We start from the raw sequence: 18193 nt of genomic DNA, 5'->3' as shown, positions 1-18193 counted from the left end.
GGAACTGAAATAGCTGAACAGGGAAACAACAAGTACTGAGGGTTTTACAAACAATACCGATGCTTGGCAGCCCGGTAAAAAATCAAAAAAAAGGAGCGCATCAGCGCTCCTTTTTTATCAGCTTAGAAGTCTTACTTCTTAGCAGCCATCTGTGCCTTGATCAGGTCACCGATAGTAGTAGGTCCAGCCGTTTCAACCGGTGCATCAGCAACCGCTTTGATTGCCGCTTTCTCATCTGCCTGGTCTTTCGCTTTAATAGACAGAGTGATTGAACGGTTACGACGATCCAAGTTAACGATCTTCGCTTCAACTTCTTCGCCTACTTTCAGGACAGTAGAAGCATCTTCGATGCGATCGATGCTGATGTCAGACACTTTCAGGTAACCTTCGATGCCTTCAGCCAGCTCGATGTTAGCGCCTTTAGCGTCTACAGACTTAACAATACCTTTAACGATAGTGTTTTTGTCATTGGCAGCAGCGTACTCAGAGAAAGGATCGCTTTCCAGTTGCTTGATACCCAGAGAGATACGCTCTTTCTCAGCATCAATAGACAGGATAACGGCTTCAACTTCTTCGCCTTTCTTGTATTCGCGCAGTGCAGTTTCACTATCCGCATCCCAAGAGATGTCAGACATATGAACCAGACCGTCAAGATCATTTTCCAGACCAACGAAGATACCGAAGTCTGTAATAGTCTTGATAGTACCAGTCACTTTATCGCCAGCAGCGAACTGCTCAGCAAAAGTAGACCATGGGTTAGGGATGCACTGTTTCATACCTAGAGAGATACGACGACGCTTCTCATCAACATCCAGAACCATAACTTCAACTTCGTCGTTCACTTGAACAACTTTAGAAGGATGGATGTTTTTGTTTGTCCAAGACATTTCAGAAACGTGGATCAAACCTTCAACGCCATCTTCAATAGAAGCAAAGCAACCGTAGTCAGTCAGGTTAGTCACACGTGCAGGAACTTTAGTTCCAGCAGGGAAACGAGCCAGGATAGAAGACCAAGGATCTTCGTTCAGCTGTTTCAGGCCTAGAGACAGACGGTTAGTTTCTTTATCAAACTTGATGATCTGAACAGTGATCTCATCACCCGGAGTCAGCATATCGCTAGGGTGAGAAATACGCTTCCAAGCCATGTCAGTGATGTGCAGCAGGCCGTCAACACCACCCAGATCTACGAATGCACCGTAGTTGGTCAGGTTCTTAACGTAACCCTTAACTTGCTGACCTTCTTCCAGAGTAGCCAGCAGTTCATCACGTTGAGCGCTGTTAGCTTCTTGAAGAACAGCACGACGAGATACAACGATGTTGTCGCGCTTCTGATCCAGCTTGATCAGTTTAAATTCCAGCTCTTGACCCATCAGGTGGTCAACGTTTTTAACTGGACGAACATCTACCAGTGAACCTGGCAGGAAGCCGTTGATCTTGTTAACGGTAACGGTGAAGCCACCTTTAACAGTACCACTGATGAAACCTTTAACCGTTTCTTCAGCTTCGAATGCAGTTTCCAGAACGCCCCAAGACTCAGCGCGTTTAGCTTTTTCACGAGACAGACGTGTTTCACCGGAACCATCTTCAACGCTTTCCAGTGTAACCTTAACCATGTCACCCACTTGAACTTCAAGTTCTTGGGCATCATTAAGGAACTGGCTGCGGGCAATAACAGCCTCAGATTTCAGGCCAGCATTTACGGTAACCCAGTCACTATCGATGTCGATAACTTCACCCATAACGAGGGTGCCTGGCACCATAGCAACGAGTTCAAGGGATTCTTCAAATAAGTCAGCAAAGCTTTCGGTCATGCTTTTTCCTATACAGCAAATCCGTAGGTAAACAGGATTCGCAGGGGGTCAACCTGTATTGTCAGTTGATACAGGGCAGTTTAATTATCTTGTAAGGTTGCACAGACTGACTAAAAAACAACCAAACAAGAGAGGTAGGGGCGGTATTATACAGATAACTTCTGCAATAAGAAAGCAGGTAGGTGATTGCAATAGTGCTGCCGCTGTCATCAGCGCACACACAAACCACACAGGCATGCATTTCGATAAACAAAAAAAAGAGCCCTCGATCATGGCTCTTTCTACTTAGGCTTTATCTTCTGTCTTGAGCTTAGGTACGACTCAGCAGACTCAACTCAGCGGCTAGTCCGGTTCATCGGATGAATCCGTAGACGGCTTCACGATCACTTCCAGAGAATCCACCCGCTGATAGCCTCGCGGTAACTTATTCCCCCGGCGGCCACGCTCACCACGGTAATGCTCCAAATCAGACGGTTTCATCTTCAGATGCTGACGACCAGAGTTCACCTGCAGAGTATCCTGCTCAGACAGCGTCACCATCGCAATCAGTAACTCCTCCCTCGCAGCGGCTCTGGCAGATGGAATGTTGATAATTTTATTACCCTTGCCACGACCTAACTCAGGCAGGTCTTTTACTGGGAACACCAGCATCCGACCTTCGTTTGTCACCGCCACCAGCAGATCACTATCTTTGCTAGACAAGGCCATCGGCGGCATCCCTTTCGCGCCTTTCGGCAATGTCAGGGCCGCTTTACCGGTACGGGTTTTACTAGTCATATCGGCAATCTTGGTGACAAAGCCATAACCGGCATCCGATGCCAGCAGCACCGCATCATCATCCTTACCCGCAATCGCGCCATCTATCGTCGCCCCTTTTGGAAGCGTTAGCTTACCGGTCACCGGCTCGCCCTGTCCTCGTGCAGATGGCAGCGTATGCGCTTCCAACGAATAGGCCCGCCCCGTACTATCGAGCAAAATTATCGGCTGGTTCATCCGCCCAAAACAGGCTAGCTTAAAGCCATCACCGGATTTATAGCTTAACCCTTCAGGATCGATATCATGCCCTTTCGCAGAACGAATCCAACCCTGCTTGGAGATCACCGCCGTAATTGGGTCGGCCGTCAGCAGCGCTTTCTCATCCATGATTTTCGCTTCTTCACGGGCAACGATCGGAGAGCGACGATCATCGCCATACTCTTTCGCATCGGCCTTCAGCTCATCACGAATCAACTTACGCATCAGCTTTTCGGAGCCTAAAATCTCTTCTAGGTAGTTACGCTCTTCGGTGAGCTCATCAATCTCCCCGCGAATTTTAATCTCTTCCAGCTTGGCTAACTGGCGCAGACGAATTTCGAGAATAGCCTCGGCCTGCGTCGCGGTAATGCCAAAGCGTTCGATCATCACCAGCTTAGGCTTCTCTTCGGTGCGGATAATCTCAATCACTTCGTCGATATTGAGATAGGCCACCATTAAGCCTTCAAGAATATGTAATCGGGCCAGCACCTTGTCCAAGCGAAATTGCAGCCGGCGACGCACGGTTTCTGTGCGGTACACCAACCATTCAGACAGGATCTCCTTGAGGTTTTTCACCTTAGGGCGACCGTCGATGCCGATCATATTCATATTGACCCGGTAAGTACGTTCTAGGTCAGTACTGGCGAACAGGTGAGCCATCAACTGCTCAACATCAATACGGTTTGAGCGGGGTACGATTACCAAACGGGTCGGGTTTTCATGATCCGATTCATCTCGCAAATCAGATACCATTGGCAGTTTTTTCTGCTGCATCTGCTGGGCGATCTGCTCCAACACTTTTGCCCCAGAGACCTGATAAGGCAGCGCAGTAATCACAATATCACCCTGCTCTCGACTATAGACTGCACGCGCTCTGAGACTCCCTTTCCCCGTCTCGTACATTTTCTGCAGTTCTTTACGCGGTGTGATCAGCTCAGCATCAGTAGGCATATCCGGACCGGGAATAATTTCGCATAACTCATCGATGCTCATACTCGGCTTCGACAGCAGCTTAATACAGGCTTGCGTGACTTCGCGAAGATTATGGGGCGGAATGTCGGTCGCCATGCCCACCGCGATACCGGTGGTACCGTTCAACAGGATATTGGGTAATCGAGCCGGCAATGTCAGCGGCTCATCGATGGTGCCATCAAAGTTTGGCCCCCACTCGACGGTGCCCTGCGCTACCTCTTTAAGCAACACTTCGGCGTATTTCGCCAATTTAGACTCGGTATAACGCATCGCCGCAAAGGATTTCGGATCATCCGGTGAGCCCCAGTTACCCTGACCATCGATCAGCGGGTAGCGATAGGAGAATGGCTGCGCCATCAACACCATCGCTTCATAGCAGGCGCTGTCGCCGTGTGGGTGGAATTTACCCAACACATCACCCACGGTACGGGCCGACTTTTTGTACTTAGCGGTTGATTTCAACCCGAGTTCAGACATCGCATAGACAATGCGTCGCTGCACCGGTTTCAGGCCGTCGCCGATATTTGGCAGCGCCCGATCAAGGATGACGTACATGGAATAATCCAGATACGCCTTCTCGGTATATTCTTTCAGTGACAGGCGTTCAATGCCTTGATCAATATGTACTGTTCCGCTCATTTCTTATCCCGGCGCTCATCAAACTCAACTATTGCTTCAGCGTACGCATCAATATAATCACGAGGTCACTAAACCCCGACATTATACGTCTGCCAGATTACCCTTGCTCTCCAACCACTCTTTACGGTCCGGGGAACGTTTCTTCGCCAGCAGCATATCCATCACTTCATTGGTACCATCGCCCGGCTCGATGGTCAGTTGAACCAAACGACGGGTATCACGGGACATGGTGGTTTCACGCAGTTGCAATGGGTTCATCTCACCCAAACCCTTGAAGCGCTGCACGCCGATCTTGGCATTTTTGCGCTCCTTCTTAATCCGCTCAACGATACTGTCTTTTTCGTTATCATCGAGGGCATAGAAGACATCTTTCGCCACATCGATACGATACAGTGGTGGCATCGCCACATAGACATGACCAGCGGCCACCAGCGGTTTAAAGTGACGCACAAACAGCGCACACAAGAGCGTGGCGATGTGCAATCCATCGGAGTCCGCATCGGCAAGGATACAAATTTTGCCATAACGTAAACCGTCAAAATTATCGGTGCCGGGCTCTACGCCAATGGCGATGGAGATATGGTTAACCTCCTGAGACGCCAACACATCATGATGATCGACTTCCCAAGTATTAAGGATCTTACCCCGTAGTGGCATCACCGCTTGGTATTCACGATCCCGCGCTTGCTTGGCAGAACCACCTGCCGAATCCCCTTCCACTAAGAAGAGTTCTCCTTGCATCGCATCGTTACCGGTGCAGTCTGCCAGCTTACCCGGCAGCGCAGGCCCTGAGGTGACTTTCTTACGGATGACTTTCTTATTTGAACGCAACCGCTTCTGCGCATTGCTGATCACCAATTCGGCGATCTTTTCGCCGTCTTCAACATGACGGTTAAGCCACAGGCTGAAGGCATCTTTCACCGCGCTGGAAACAAAGGCCGCGATTTCTCGGGACGACAGACGCTCTTTGGTTTGCCCGGAGAACTGTGGGTCCTGCATTTTCACTGAGAGGATATAGCAACAACGTTCCCAAATATCTTCGGCAGAGATCTTAACGCCACGGGGCAATAAATTACGGAATTCACAAAACTCCCGCATCGCTTCCAGCAGCCCGGTACGCAAACCGTTCACATGGGTGCCGCCCTGTGCCGTCGGAATCAAGTTAACGTAGCTCTCGCCGGTCAGTTCACCACCTTCCGGCAGCCACTGAAGTGCCACATCTAAGCCGTCGCGTTCACCTTGAAAAGACACCGTAAACGGTTCTTCCGGCAGAGTATCAAATACCTGAGTGGTACCTTTAAGGTAATCCACCAAACCATCTTCGTAATACCACTCATCTTTTTCTTTGGTGCTACCTGAAGCGTCGGTAAAGGTCACCCGCAAACCGGAACAAAGTACCGCTTTTGCGCGCAGCATATGCCGTAGTTTAGTCAGATGATATTTAGGCGTATCGAAATATTGAGGATCGGCGAGAAAGCGAACTTCGGTGCCGGTATTACGCTGCCCACAACTATCGATAATTTCAAGATCAGATACTTTTTCGCCGTCGGCATAGGTCATACGATAAACATTACCGCCGCGACGAATGGTGACTTCTAAGAGTTTCGATAGGGCATTAACCACCGAGACCCCCACGCCGTGCAAACCACCGGAGTAGTTGTAGTTTTCATTGGAAAACTTACCCCCAGCATGCAACCGAGTCAAAATCAGTTCAACACCGCTGACGCCCTCTTCGGGGTGGATATCCACCGGCATGCCCCGACCATTATCTTTAACACTAATGGCGCCATCTTTATGCAGGGTAACATCCATCTGGGTCGCATGACCGGCCAGTGCTTCATCCACACTGTTATCGATCACTTCCTGGGCCAGATGGTTGGGGCGATCGGTCTCAGTATACATACCTGGACGACGACGCACCGGGTCCAGCCCACTCAGTACTTCAATTGCATCAGAGTTATAGGTATTACTCATCGGAAGTTTCAGTCCTTATTTGCTCGGCGGTCAGATCAGTGATCGCTGGCAACTCAATCCGGCCTTCGGCAAATGCCAGAATCGCCGGAATAACAGATTCAAATTGGTCAAAACCATGACTGCCACCCGTCTGAACCAACATGGGTGACGCCTTAAATTTACTCACCGCTTCGCGATAATCGAGCGTTTCATCGCCGGTTTGGGTCAGCAGTAGATAGCGGGATGGATCTTGCAAATTGTCGCAGTTAATCGCTAGCAACTGTTCTAGATGCTCTCCGGTTAGCTCATATTTTTCATCGCTATAATAGTTGCCCTGCTCACCCAGCATCTCCGCCAATAGTTCAAACGGACGTACCGCTGGATTAATCAACACCGCCCGCAGGCCATATTTTTCGACCAACCAGGTGCTGTAATAGCCCCCCAGCGAGCTGCCCACCAGCACAATGGTGCGTTCAGAATGATTTTCGATGAGTTGCTCAAGCAGCGCGATGGCCGCAGCAGGCCAATGGGGCAGCGCAGGCACTATGACCTCATCCCCACGCCCGGCCGCCATCATCCAGTCGACAAAAAAACGCGCTTTAAAAGAGTCCGGCGAGCTGTTGAAACCGTGAATATAGATAAACAGTGGTTGGGCCATTAATAACCTTTACTCTCTGCTATAAACTTTATCTGTATATATATACATGCTTTCAGTAAATTACCGGAGAGCGCTGAGTGTTGCAACCTTAACAGGCGACTCTTTTAACCGAGGTCGTTATCCGGCCATCAGGATAAAGCTGCAATAATCGATAGCCCGGCAACTCTAGCACCGGGGAATCCTCGAGGGTCATTTGCCGACATCGCGCCTTAAACTGCACCGAACTCGCGGGAGTCATCAACACACGAACCCCCTGATATAAGTGATCACCCGGTTGGTGAACATGGCCATGAATGACACCTTTGACCTGTTGATGCGAGGCCAGAATACGCCAAAAGGCACCGGCATTCGCCAGCATGATACTATCTTGCCATTCGCTATCGACCGGTAGTGGGTTGTGATGCAACCCGATCAGGCAATGATAATCCTTATACAGCTGCAGTTGCTGCTCCAGAAAACTCAACTCCAGTGACGCTAAACATCCACCACCCTGACCGTCTGGCTCAGAAGTACTATCGAGCAGAATAATCGCCCATCCCTGCTTAACAAGCGTCCGCTGATTCAGTTTGCCACCCAGCTGTCGCATCAGATCAGCATCATCATGATTACCGGGAATCCAATAGCTCGGCAACGGCAATGCAGCAAGCCGTTCATTTAAACGGTGATAACCCTTCTGCGCACCGTGATGGACTAAATCACCGGTCCATAGGATTAACTCAGCTGCGGGGGTTTGAGCCAACAGATCATCGACCACACAATCGAGCTGCTGCTCGACATCCCGGCCTCGGTAATCTTGCCTTGGATCATTTTGCAGATGACAATCAGTAATCTGCGCAACAGTGAACGGGTTCATGAAAAGCTATACGCCGCTTCAGTGGCTTGCCCATGACTGAGACAATGGCTCAGCCATTCACCAAGATACTGATTCAGCTGCGCTTTCTCATCTTTTTGATGCATCTGATCATTCGGGTAACTATAAACGCCACGAAAGTGACGCTTACTTTTCAGGCAGATAACTTCCGCTGCACGGGCATCATGATACATCCTCACGATCAGACTCGGAGCTTCCAGCCAATGGTGATCGAAGCTCTGCGAGACCAAGACCGTGGTCGTATAGGTAAAACGTTCCTCAACCTGCAGGCGAACAGTGCTCTGCTGTTGATGACAATGAACATCGAACGCACGCTCATCGCGCTGCTCGATATCCGGCATCAACCGCATTAGACGCAGATAGTTGGCCTCACAATCGGCCATCTGCTTAACCAGATCAGGAATATAACGTTTTTTCATTTTCGACAGCTCTTAAATCTACAGCGTTTAAAATTTAAGTTTTACTCTTCACCGCTCATGCACAGTCATCATTTAGCTTCTAGGGGTGGCAGATAACCCCAGCCTTGCAGCAGCGTTTGCCGGTTCAATTGTAGCCATTGTACCGCAATGATGGTGGCGGCATTATCGATCACGCCGCTGGCTACCAATTCACAAACCTCAGCAAAGGGTAGCACATGCACTCGAATATCTTCGCCTTCCTCAGCAAGCCCATGTACGCCACCGACGATCGTGCTATCCACGCGGGCACAGAGTAGATCAACATATTCGTCACATCCCCCAGCGCTAGGCAAATAACGGGTAATCGATACAATATTATCAATATAGGCGCCGGCTTCCTCTTGCGACTCACGCAGAGCGACATCCTTCGGCGTTTCACCCGGCTCAACAATACCCGCCACCAGTTCTAACAACCACGGGCTATCAGCTTTACCCAACGCGCCAACACGAAACTGCTCCACCAGCACCACGGCATCATGATCGGGATCAAACAACAACACACAGACAGCATTTCCGCGCTGAAACTGCTCCCGCACAATCTCAATCTCTCCACCTTCAAAAAGCGCATGACGGATAGTTAAGCGACGGATTTTAAAAAAGCCATCACAGGTACGCTCCTGCGCAATGATGGCTGCATCCGCAGCGGTAAAGGTAGGTTGCCAGTTAGCCATCGCTAAGCTCCCAGTTAAGTGCTAAATGTTACGTTTGAGTGGAATGCTAGGCTGAGGACCGAACACTGGCACGGCTCAACTCAGCGCCAACAGTGTGTATCGAGCCTTAATAAGGCTTGGGGCTAGAGCACCTCAGTGCATCAACAATGCAGCCATGATAAACAGTGCGCCAATATACCATGACTGGTCAGGCACTCTGAACAGGAGTTATAATATTGAGCAATATCGATATTCTATTTAGTACTATCAACCATTCAATACAAGGTCTGTCTCGATTTAATGCCATCACCCCAACGCTTAGCAACATTACGTCATTATTTTCCGCTGACTCGCTGGTTAAGCGACTATCAACGGAGCGACTTCATTAGTGACCTTATCGCCGGGATGGTCGTCGGGGTACTACTGATCCCTCAAGGCATGGCTTATGCTTTTCTGGCCGGCCTACCGCCGCAATACGGTTTATATGCGGCGATTATTCCGTTGCTAATCTATGCCCTACTCGGCTCAAGCCGAAGTTTAGCGGTCGGACCCGTGGCTATCGCCTCATTAATGGTCGGTTCCACTATTGCCGATGCCACCGCTAGCGGTCTGGGTGATCCGGTATCGATCGCTATCAATCTATCACTCTTGGTTGGTACGATTCTTATCTGTTTACGGATTCTGCAATTGGGATCGATTGTGAACTTTATGAGTCACTCGGTCATCTCAGGTTTTACCAGTGCTGCCGCCCTATTAATTGGCGTTAGCCAGCTACGCCACCTGACCGGCCTAGCGATCCCCAACGACGGCTTTATCACCGACTCCTTGGGCTTTCTACTACAACACCTCAGCAGCATCAACGGCATCACCCTATTGCTGGGTTTACTCGGTTTATTGGTACTATGGTTTTGCAAAGCAAAGCTGGCGGGCATCCTCAGTCGATCGCCGCTGCCAGACTGGCTGATCCAACCACTCTGTCGTGCCGGGCCAATGTTTGCCATGATCATCAGCATCCTATTCGTTGCCAGCTCCGGCTTGGCTCAACACGACCAGATCGCCATTATCGGCAAAATACCGCAGGGACTCCCCGTTATTGGACTGATCAGTATCGATCTACAGCTTTGGCAACAGCTGTTAACCCCTGCCATATTGATCGCCCTGATTGGCTTTCTCGAAAGTGTTTCCGTGGGTACCACACTCGCCAGCCGTGAACGGGAAAGGATCGACCCCAATAAAGAGCTCGTCGCACTCGGTGCAGCCAACCTAGGAGCGGCTTTCAGTGGCACCTACCCGGTTGCCGGCGGTTTTGGTCGTTCAATGGTGAACTTCGCCTCAGGGGCGCGTACCACAATCGCTTCAATCATAGCGGCACTGATGGTGGCGATAACGGTTAGTTTTTTAACGCCGCTGTTTTATTACTTACCCAAAGCCATTCTGGGAGCCGTTATCATTATGGCGGTTCTACCATTGATCGATATCCACGCCTTTCGTGCTAGCTGGACGTTCAATAAAGCCGATGCACTCACTATGTTCAGCACCTTTATCGCCGTACTCACACTGGGGGTTGAGCTTGGTATTCTCTGCGGTATCGGGATCTCTTTCCTATTGTTCATCTACCGCAGTAGCCAACCCCATATCGCCGTTGTCGGCCGTGTTGGCAACAGTCAGCATTTCCGTAATGTTGCCCGCCACGAAGTAACCACTGATAAACATATACTAGCGATTCGTGTGGATGAAAGTCTCTATTTTGCCAACACCCGCTTTGTGGAAGACTTTATTCGGGCACAGTGCGCCTCTCGGCGGGAGGTCGAACATGTCATTATGATCTGTAATGCGGTTAACTTTATCGATGCCAGCGCTCTAGAAAGTTTAGAAAACCTAACCCTGCAACTCGCTTCAGAGGGTGTCACCTTGCACCTCGCCGAGGTCAAAGGCCCGATTATGGACCGCTTACAACAAACCACATTTCTACAACAACTCAGTCCTGGGCAGGTGTTTTTTACCGCGGATGAAGCCATGTGTGCACTGACAAAAGCGACCGCCGAGGGACAGCCGAGTAAGGGTCAACTCAGTTAGGACGTATTTTTCGCCGTTGAGAGATAAACAGATAACTACCCTCGCGCTTTTTGGCTTCTTTCTTAGCCTGCGCGGCCAACTCAGCGACTTCATGATAACTGACGCAGCAGTAGGGGTCGGGATGCACTACACCACAGGAAAGACTAAGCACCGGGTAGAAGGTTGAATCACCGTTACGACTAGCCGCCCAAATTCCTCCCTGCTCTAAATCTTTTGGGCTATAAAACTCCCGAATGGCTTGATCAAACTCCTGCAAAATCAACTCACAGCAGGCCTGCCAATCGTCCGTGCGAAACACGACCACGAAGTCATCACCGCCCACATGACCGGTAAAATTTTCGCCGTTCGCATGGCGAGTCAATAGCTCACCGAGGAGCTGAATAAGGCGATCCCCCTTCACATAGCCATAGCTATCATTGAATGGTTTAAAGAAATTGATATCAAAATAGGCAACACGGAAGTTTTCCGTCTGTTTTAGTAGCCCATCAATCTCTCGGTTGATCGGTACATTACCCGGCATTAGGGTTAACGGGTTAGCATAGCGGGCATTGCGAATTTTCAATTCAGTGATATTTTTCAACAGATCCCGAACATTACCAATACCCTGATAATGACCATCCTTGGTAATCACCAACCCCTGATGCAGATACACCGCATCCTGCTCGGTGATTAACCGCGACACCTGCTCTAGACTGGTGTCCGATTCAATAATAATCGCCTTGCTATCCAGAATTCGAGTAACCGGACGGTTTTCATATAAAGCGCGACCGTACTGGGTGGAAAACAGTTCTAGCAGGTCAGAACGATGAACAGTCCCGATCGGACGCCCCTCTTCCAAAACCGCCAAAATATCATACAGGGGATTATCGCTAAACAGCTGAGCGGTATATCCCATTTGATCATCAAAACTAAGTGCAGGCGCTGGGTGAATCAGCACCGCAGCGGTCTCGGCCATATCTTTTTCACTGCCCGCACGGCGTTTACGGGGTAGCCATTCTTCGCTATCGCACTCCATTTTCGGCTGCTGTGTGGGCATCCCAAGATAAAAACCTTGCCCGATTGTTGCCCCTAACTCTTTTAGGGTGACTAGCTCTGAGCGGGTTTCTATCCCCTCAACAATCACCTTCGAGCCAACCCCATTGGCAATGCTACAGATCGATTTCACAAACTGTCGCTTAATCGGCTCGCGGTCGACATTGTGGATAAAATGACGATCAATTTTGACATAATCTGGCTGCAGTTCAGACCAGAGCTTCAACCCTGAGTAGCCCGTGCCGAGATCATCCACCGCGACTTTAAAACCCATCTGTTTATAATAGTTAATCGCGTCCAGCGTTAGCCCGTAATTATCAAACGGATGCTGCTCGGATATCTCAATAACGATGGAATCTAATGGGATATTAAGGGATTTGAGCCACTCAGCAGTTAAACCCTTGCGGTGTTCTGGCGTCCCCAACAGAGAAGCACTGACATTCAGAAACAGCTTACCTTCCAACTCTTGGCGCGCATAGGCTTCCAGTGAAAGCCGACGACACAGCAACTCTAGCCGATGCTCCAAGCCACATGCCATGGCGGTGCTAAACAAGACCAAGGGTGAATGCAGCTCACTATTTTCCGGCCCCCGAATCAGCGCTTCATGGCCCAGTACTTCGCCCCGACGTAGATCCACGATGGGTTGAAAATGAGGATATAACTGTTCCGTTTCAATCAGTTCCTGAAGCTGGGCATAACGGTCGGGTATAATCTGCGAAACGGTCATATTCAAAGTGTCGGCAATGGCGGCTAGTTCCGACAGCTTATTAAGCGCAGGTGACAGTAAGATGACAAGCGGAGCTTTTACGCCAGCGGGAAGCACACTTGCTAGGTGCTAGGCGGGCCTCCCGCCATCAGAGCACCCCGTTCAAAGCGTCCGCTACTCGCCTAAAGAAAAGCTCCGGAGCATCTGAATCTCCTCTGTCCACTTTTTGCCATCTATTGTTTCTAAAACTAGCGGAATGCCTTGAAAGCGCTCATCGGACATAATAAAACGAAACACTTCCAAACCTATTTCACCCATCCCCAAACTATGGTGGCGGTCTTTATGGCTATCGAAAGCCGCTTTTGAATCATTCAGATGCATGCCTTTGAGATACTCAAAACCGACAATACGAGAAAATTCAGCAAAGGTATGCTCGCAATCCGCCCGGTCACGCAGATCGTAACCCGAAGCAAAGGTATGGCAGGTATCAAGACAAACACCCACTCGGCTTTTATCTTCAACCCGGTCGATAATATGCGCCAGATGCTCGAAACGACAACCTAGGTTACTCCCCTGCCCGACGGTGTTTTCAATGACAGCGGTCACACCCGCTGTTTTATCCAGCGCTAGGTTGATCGACTCGGCAATAGTATTCAGGCAGGTCTCTTCATCCACCTTACGCAGATGACTGCCGGGATGAAAGTTTAGGTAGCACAACCCTAATTGCTCGCAGCGCTGTAACTCATCGATAAAAGCTGCGCGGGATTTTGCTAACGGTTCTGCTTCAGGATGACCTAAATTAATCAGATAACTGTCATGGGGCAGAATCTGCTCCGGCTTAAACCCTAACCGTTCACAATTATCACGAAACTTGCTGATATTGCCCCGCGTGAGCGGTTTCGCTTCCCAGCGACGCTGATTTTTAGTGAACAGAGCAAAGGCATTCGCCCCCAATTTGGCCGCATTCAGCGGAGCATTTTCAACACCGCCGCTGGCACTGACATGAGCGCCGACATAATACATCGCTAACACCTTACAGAGTTTATTAAATGGCCGTTAAACGGCAGAGGCAACGTTTAAATAGGCTCAATAGTACGCAACCGGTATCCCCGATTGCGCCGAGACATTGATGGTTACAGCTTGCAGCCGCCGCCGAGGCAATCATCAAAATCCATGCTTTCCAGTTCGGCACGTTCCGCTTGTGCGGCTTTAACACGACTAAACATCAGGGCTTCAGCACTACCATCATCACTAATACCGGCTTTCTCAAATACAGTAACCAGTGTGTTTAGTTCGTCTAGGGTAAAATCATTCATCGTTTTGCTCTCATTAAAAAAATAGCCGCCTTAAAGTGGCAGCAGGTGATCAATCATTAATTGCAGGCTACGCTGCCCGCGAAATTCATTCACATCCAACCGATACACAGCGCGCACCCGCTGCACGCTATCATTCGGCCAGATCTCCATATCAGCATTAAAGTGGATCGCATCGATGGCGGTGCCACTTTCGGGCTCCATCAACACTAATTTTAGATGGCGCTGCCCTACGATACGTTGCTGCAACAGGGAAAACTCACCATCAAACAACGGCTCCGGAAACTGGTGCCCCCAAGGGCCCGCTTCGCGCAGTAGCTCGGCCATCTCCATGGTCAACTCTGCTGCGGATAAACTACCATCGGTCAGCACTGCATGCTGCAGTTGTTCGGCACTCAACTGCCGACGCACTTCGGCATCAAACGCTTGCTGAAACAAACCTAGATTTTCCGCCGCAATGGTCATTCCCGCAGCCATCGCATGGCCACCAAATTTCTTCAGCAATTCGGGATGTTTTGCTGCAACGGCATCAAGACCATCTCGAATATGAAACCCGTTAATCGAACGGGCCGAGCCTTTCAGTTCGCCGGCATCACCTACCGCGAAAGCAACCACCGGGCGATTAAACTTTTCTTTGATGCGCGAGGCCAAAATGCCGATAACCCCTTGATGCCAATCCACATCATAGAGGCACAAACCAAACGGCAACGCACCTTCGGCCTCCAGTTCCAGCTCCTCGAGCAGAGCATTTGCCTGCTGCTGCATCTCTTGCTCTATCCCTCGACGCTCTTGATTGAGACTGTCGAGTTGCAATGCAAGTTGCTGAGCCCGCTCAGTGTTATTGGTTAACAGGCACTCGATACCGATCGACATATCATCTAGGCGCCCAGCGGCATTCAAACGCGGCCCCAAAGCAAACCCCAGATCGGTCGCCGTTAAACGGCTACGTTGCCGACCACTGATATCAATTAACGCCATAATACCGGGGCGCGCTTTAGCCGCACGGATGCGCTGCAAGCCTTGATAAACCAGTGTACGGTTGTTCTGCTCTAACGGCACCACATCCGCCACGGTCCCCAAGGCAACAAGGTCGAGTAAGGCCGCAAGGTTAGGCTTAGCCAGCCCGCGTTTCTCAAACCACTGCTGTTCATCCAGCACTCGACGCAGGGCAGTCATTACATAGAAGATGACGCCCACACCACAGGTCGATTTTTCACTAAACTGACAGCCCGGCTGATTAGGATTAACAATGGCACATGCCGCCGGCAGTATCTCACCAGGCAGGTGATGATCGGTAACCAGTACATCGATGCCAAGACTGTTGGCTCTGGCAACGCCCTCGACGCTGGAGATGCCATTATCTACCGTAATAATCAGATCCGGCTGTTGCTTGGCGGCAACATCAACAATTTCTGGGCTAAGCCCATAACCATACTCAAACCGATTGGGCACTAGGTAACTCACCCGGTTCGCCCCCATCATCCCCAGCCCAAGCATAGCGACGGCAGTACTGGTCGCACCATCGCAGTCAAAATCGCCGACAATCAGAATCTGCTGATCCTGCTCTAACGCCAACACCAAACGCTCGACTGCTGCGGCTAACCCCAGCATATCCCGACCAGTTTGCAACTGCTGCAAACTACGTCCTAATGCGGCAACATCATCCAACCCTCGACTGGCGTAAATACGCGCTAACAGCGGATTCACCTGATTAAAAATAGGGCTGTTCGCGTCCGCCTCTCGGCGACGAATGATGATGTCACTCATTAACACTGATATCCAAATTAGCTGATGGAAATAACGAACCGGTTTTTGCTGTTACATAGTAAGCCACTAGGCCAATCCACTCGCGTACACCGATTGAAAGTTCATAAAGGTTACGCCCTAAGTCGGCACGCCAACTACTTAAGCCGATAGGCCGGGAGTAATAATCCACAGGATAGGGAATAACATTCCAGCCCTGCAGCCTAAAAATTCCCACCGAACGCGGCATATGAAAGGCCGAAGTGACTAACAACCAACCACGAGGGTCATTAAAATCGACACCGGCCGGGATTACATCCTGACTGTAGATCGCGTTTTCGAAGGTATTACGTGAATCCCGTTCAAATATCACCCGATGATCAAGCTGCTGCGCAGCAAGCCACGCTTGTTGAACATCTGCGCCGCGATACTCGGCGTTAAGCACCTTGCCCGAGCCTCCGGTCAGAATCACCGGCGCATCACTATAACGCTGTAACAGCGGCAAAATAGCCATATCTCGTTCGGCAGCCATATTAAACTGTGGCTGCTGCCAAAGGTGGCTTAATTCCGCCTCTTCGGCACCGCCGAGCACCACAATACCGGCGATCTCTTGCGGCATAGACGTCGGGGCTGAAAAGCGCTTTTCCAACGGTTGCAAGAGCAGATCCCCTGCCGGATAGAAGGTGATCAATAGCAAACAGACCGCGACCCCAGAAGAGAGAGCACGCCAACCTTTCAATAGCCCAAGGGCCAACAACAGAATGAGAAAGTTTCCCGGATTGGCTAACACCCAAAAACCTTTCGACAACAGAAAAAACAGGTCCATGCTTGTTATCCCCCAATAAAAAGCCCGTTAAGGTCAGAGACTCTAACGGGCTAGTATCAAAGCAGCAAGCACTTAGTCGCTGTGGACATGCTCAGCGACAAACTGCTGTACGGTCGTCAGTTCATTAGGCAGCACGGTGAACTGCTCTTCACGCTCAAACAGGTCCGCCATATGGGCCGGCAACTGAGGTGACTCCAACCCTGCCTTTAGCACTGCTTCGGGAAATTTCACCGGATGCGCCGTCGCCAACACAATCATCGGCACACTAGCATCTCGCTGACAGGCACGACCGGCAGCCACACCAATCGCGGTATGTGGATCTAGCAGATAACCGGTTTCAGCGGCCACCGTAGCAATGGTATTGCAAGTAGCTTCATCATCACAGGCAAAGCTATCAAACAGTTCACGAACTTTTTCCCAGCGCGGCGGATCAAGCTGTACCGCCTCTGTTTTAAACTTCGCCATTAAATCGCTAATCGCTGCACCATCACGGCCATAGACATCAAACAGCAAACGCTCAAAGTTAGACGACACCATGATATCCATTGATGGTGACAAGGTATGAACCAACTCACCTTTACTCATATCATTACCGGAAATCACCCGATGAAGGATATCGTTTTTATTGGTGGCAACCACCAACTGACTGATCGGCAAGCCCATCTGCTTAGCCAGATAACCGGCAAAGATATCGCCAAAGTTACCGGTTGGCACTGAGAACGCTACATCGCGATGCGGCCCACCCACCGCCAGAGACGCCGAGAAGTAATACACGATCTGCGACATAATACGTGCCCAGTTGATCGAGTTTACTGCCCCCAGCTTACGACCACCGAGGAAATCCTGATTTGCGAAGCTGTCTTTAACCATCTCCTGACAATCATCAAAATTGCCTTCTAGGGCAATATTGAACACATTATCTTCAATAATCGTGGTCATCTGTTTGCGCTGAACTTCCGACACTCGGTTGTAAGGGTGCAGAATAAAGATATCCAGATGCTCACTATGACGACAACCTTCGATCGCCGCAGAACCGGTGTCTCCAGAGGTTGCCCCCATGATAACCAGACGCTCTTGACGCTTAGTCAGGGCATAATCCATCAACCGGCCTAGCAGCTGTAGCGCAAAATCTTTAAAAGCCAAGGTTGGGCCGTGGAACAGCTCCAACACCCATTCGTTAGTACCCAGCTCTTTCAACGGCGCAACAGCAGTATGATTAAACCCAGCATAGGTTTCATCGATCATCTGTTTTAGGTCAGCATCGGCAACACAATCACCGACAAATGGCTTAATGATCTTATACGCTAATTCGCTGTATGGCAGACCCGCCCATGAGGCGATCTCCGCTTTACTGAAGGTCGGCAATTCCTCAGGGACATACAAACCACCATCGCTGGCAAGACCTGCCAACAACACTTCTTCAAAATTCAGCGCTGGGGCCTGGCCCCGGGTAGAGATATATTTCACGATC

Annotated in this window: 14 protein-coding genes; 1 reads left to right on the top strand and 13 read right to left on the bottom strand. The window is 50.2% G+C overall.

Features of this window, described 5'->3' with window-relative positions; translation table 11 throughout:
- Positions 1 to 131: 131 nt before the first annotated feature.
- The 7 genes from rpsA to ACN0T0_RS03770 form a co-directional block, all read right to left on the bottom strand.
- On the bottom strand, positions 132 to 1811 hold the full coding sequence (rpsA, locus tag ACN0T0_RS03800; RefSeq protein WP_215953921.1) for a 30S ribosomal protein S1: 1680 nt from the start codon (positions 1809 to 1811) through the stop codon (positions 132 to 134).
- A 342-nt stretch (positions 1812 to 2153) separates the two neighbouring features.
- The gene (gene parC / locus ACN0T0_RS03795; protein WP_417223509.1) at positions 2154 to 4436 is read right to left on the bottom strand and encodes a DNA topoisomerase IV subunit A; all 2283 of its coding nucleotides are present in this window, start codon (positions 4434 to 4436) and stop codon (positions 2154 to 2156) included.
- A gap of 81 nt (positions 4437 to 4517) precedes the next feature.
- Positions 4518 to 6410 (bottom strand): DNA topoisomerase IV subunit B, encoded by a 1893-nt coding sequence (parE, locus tag ACN0T0_RS03790; RefSeq protein WP_417223508.1) that lies wholly within the window; start codon positions 6408 to 6410, stop codon positions 4518 to 4520.
- Positions 6403 to 7047: a YqiA/YcfP family alpha/beta fold hydrolase gene (locus tag ACN0T0_RS03785; protein ID WP_417223505.1), complete on the bottom strand. Its 645-nt coding sequence runs from the start codon at positions 7045 to 7047 to the stop codon at positions 6403 to 6405. Before ACN0T0_RS03785 ends, parE begins: the two co-directional genes overlap by 8 nt.
- An 88-nt stretch (positions 7048 to 7135) precedes the next feature.
- Positions 7136 to 7900, bottom strand: a complete 765-nt coding sequence (locus ACN0T0_RS03780; protein WP_417223502.1) for a metallophosphoesterase — start codon at positions 7898 to 7900, stop codon at positions 7136 to 7138.
- Positions 7897 to 8337 (bottom strand): DUF1249 domain-containing protein, encoded by a 441-nt coding sequence (locus tag ACN0T0_RS03775; RefSeq protein WP_417223500.1) that lies wholly within the window; start codon positions 8335 to 8337, stop codon positions 7897 to 7899. Before ACN0T0_RS03775 ends, ACN0T0_RS03780 begins: the two co-directional genes overlap by 4 nt.
- Before the next feature lie 68 nt (positions 8338 to 8405).
- A complete protein-coding gene (locus ACN0T0_RS03770) occupies positions 8406 to 9047 on the bottom strand; it encodes an NUDIX domain-containing protein (protein WP_417223498.1) in 642 nt (213 codons plus the stop codon).
- A 279-nt stretch (positions 9048 to 9326) separates the two neighbouring features.
- Here ACN0T0_RS03770 and ACN0T0_RS03765 point away from each other — a divergent pair, with 279 nt between their 5' ends.
- Positions 9327 to 11102, top strand: a complete 1776-nt coding sequence (locus tag ACN0T0_RS03765) for a SulP family inorganic anion transporter (RefSeq protein WP_417223497.1) — start codon at positions 9327 to 9329, stop codon at positions 11100 to 11102.
- Here the strand turns inward: ACN0T0_RS03765 and ACN0T0_RS03760 are convergent.
- The 6 genes from ACN0T0_RS03760 to thrC all read right to left on the bottom strand — a co-directional run bounded on the left by ACN0T0_RS03760 (position 11095) and on the right by thrC (position 18189).
- On the bottom strand, positions 11095 to 12861 hold the full coding sequence (locus tag ACN0T0_RS03760) for an EAL domain-containing protein (protein WP_417223495.1): 1767 nt from the start codon (positions 12859 to 12861) through the stop codon (positions 11095 to 11097). The genes ACN0T0_RS03765 and ACN0T0_RS03760 overlap by 8 nt on opposite strands.
- A 153-nt stretch (positions 12862 to 13014) precedes the next feature.
- Positions 13015 to 13863 carry a deoxyribonuclease IV gene (nfo, locus tag ACN0T0_RS03755; protein ID WP_417223492.1) on the bottom strand — a complete coding sequence of 283 codons (849 nt, stop codon included), beginning with the start codon at positions 13861 to 13863 and terminating at the stop codon, positions 13015 to 13017.
- 110 nt (positions 13864 to 13973) lie between these two features.
- On the bottom strand, positions 13974 to 14156 hold the full coding sequence (locus ACN0T0_RS03750; RefSeq protein ID WP_417223489.1) for a hypothetical protein: 183 nt from the start codon (positions 14154 to 14156) through the stop codon (positions 13974 to 13976).
- 30 nt (positions 14157 to 14186) lie between these two features.
- Positions 14187 to 15920 (bottom strand): single-stranded-DNA-specific exonuclease RecJ, encoded by a 1734-nt coding sequence (recJ, locus tag ACN0T0_RS03745; RefSeq protein WP_417223487.1) that lies wholly within the window; start codon positions 15918 to 15920, stop codon positions 14187 to 14189.
- Positions 15913 to 16722, bottom strand: coding sequence for a YdcF family protein (locus tag ACN0T0_RS03740; protein WP_417223484.1), 810 nt, complete (start codon positions 16720 to 16722; stop codon positions 15913 to 15915). The genes recJ and ACN0T0_RS03740 overlap by 8 nt, the downstream gene beginning before the upstream one ends.
- 72 nt (positions 16723 to 16794) lie before the next feature.
- The gene (thrC, locus tag ACN0T0_RS03735) at positions 16795 to 18189 is read right to left on the bottom strand and encodes a threonine synthase (RefSeq protein WP_417223481.1); all 1395 of its coding nucleotides are present in this window, start codon (positions 18187 to 18189) and stop codon (positions 16795 to 16797) included.
- Positions 18190 to 18193: the final 4 nt, after the last annotated feature.

Origin of the sequence: Amphritea sp. (genome assembly GCF_048266285.1) — a bacterium.
Taxonomy (GTDB): domain Bacteria; phylum Pseudomonadota; class Gammaproteobacteria; order Pseudomonadales; family Balneatricaceae; genus Amphritea.
Note: the sequence above shows the minus strand (reverse complement) of the source record. Positions and strands in the feature narration are given on the sequence as shown.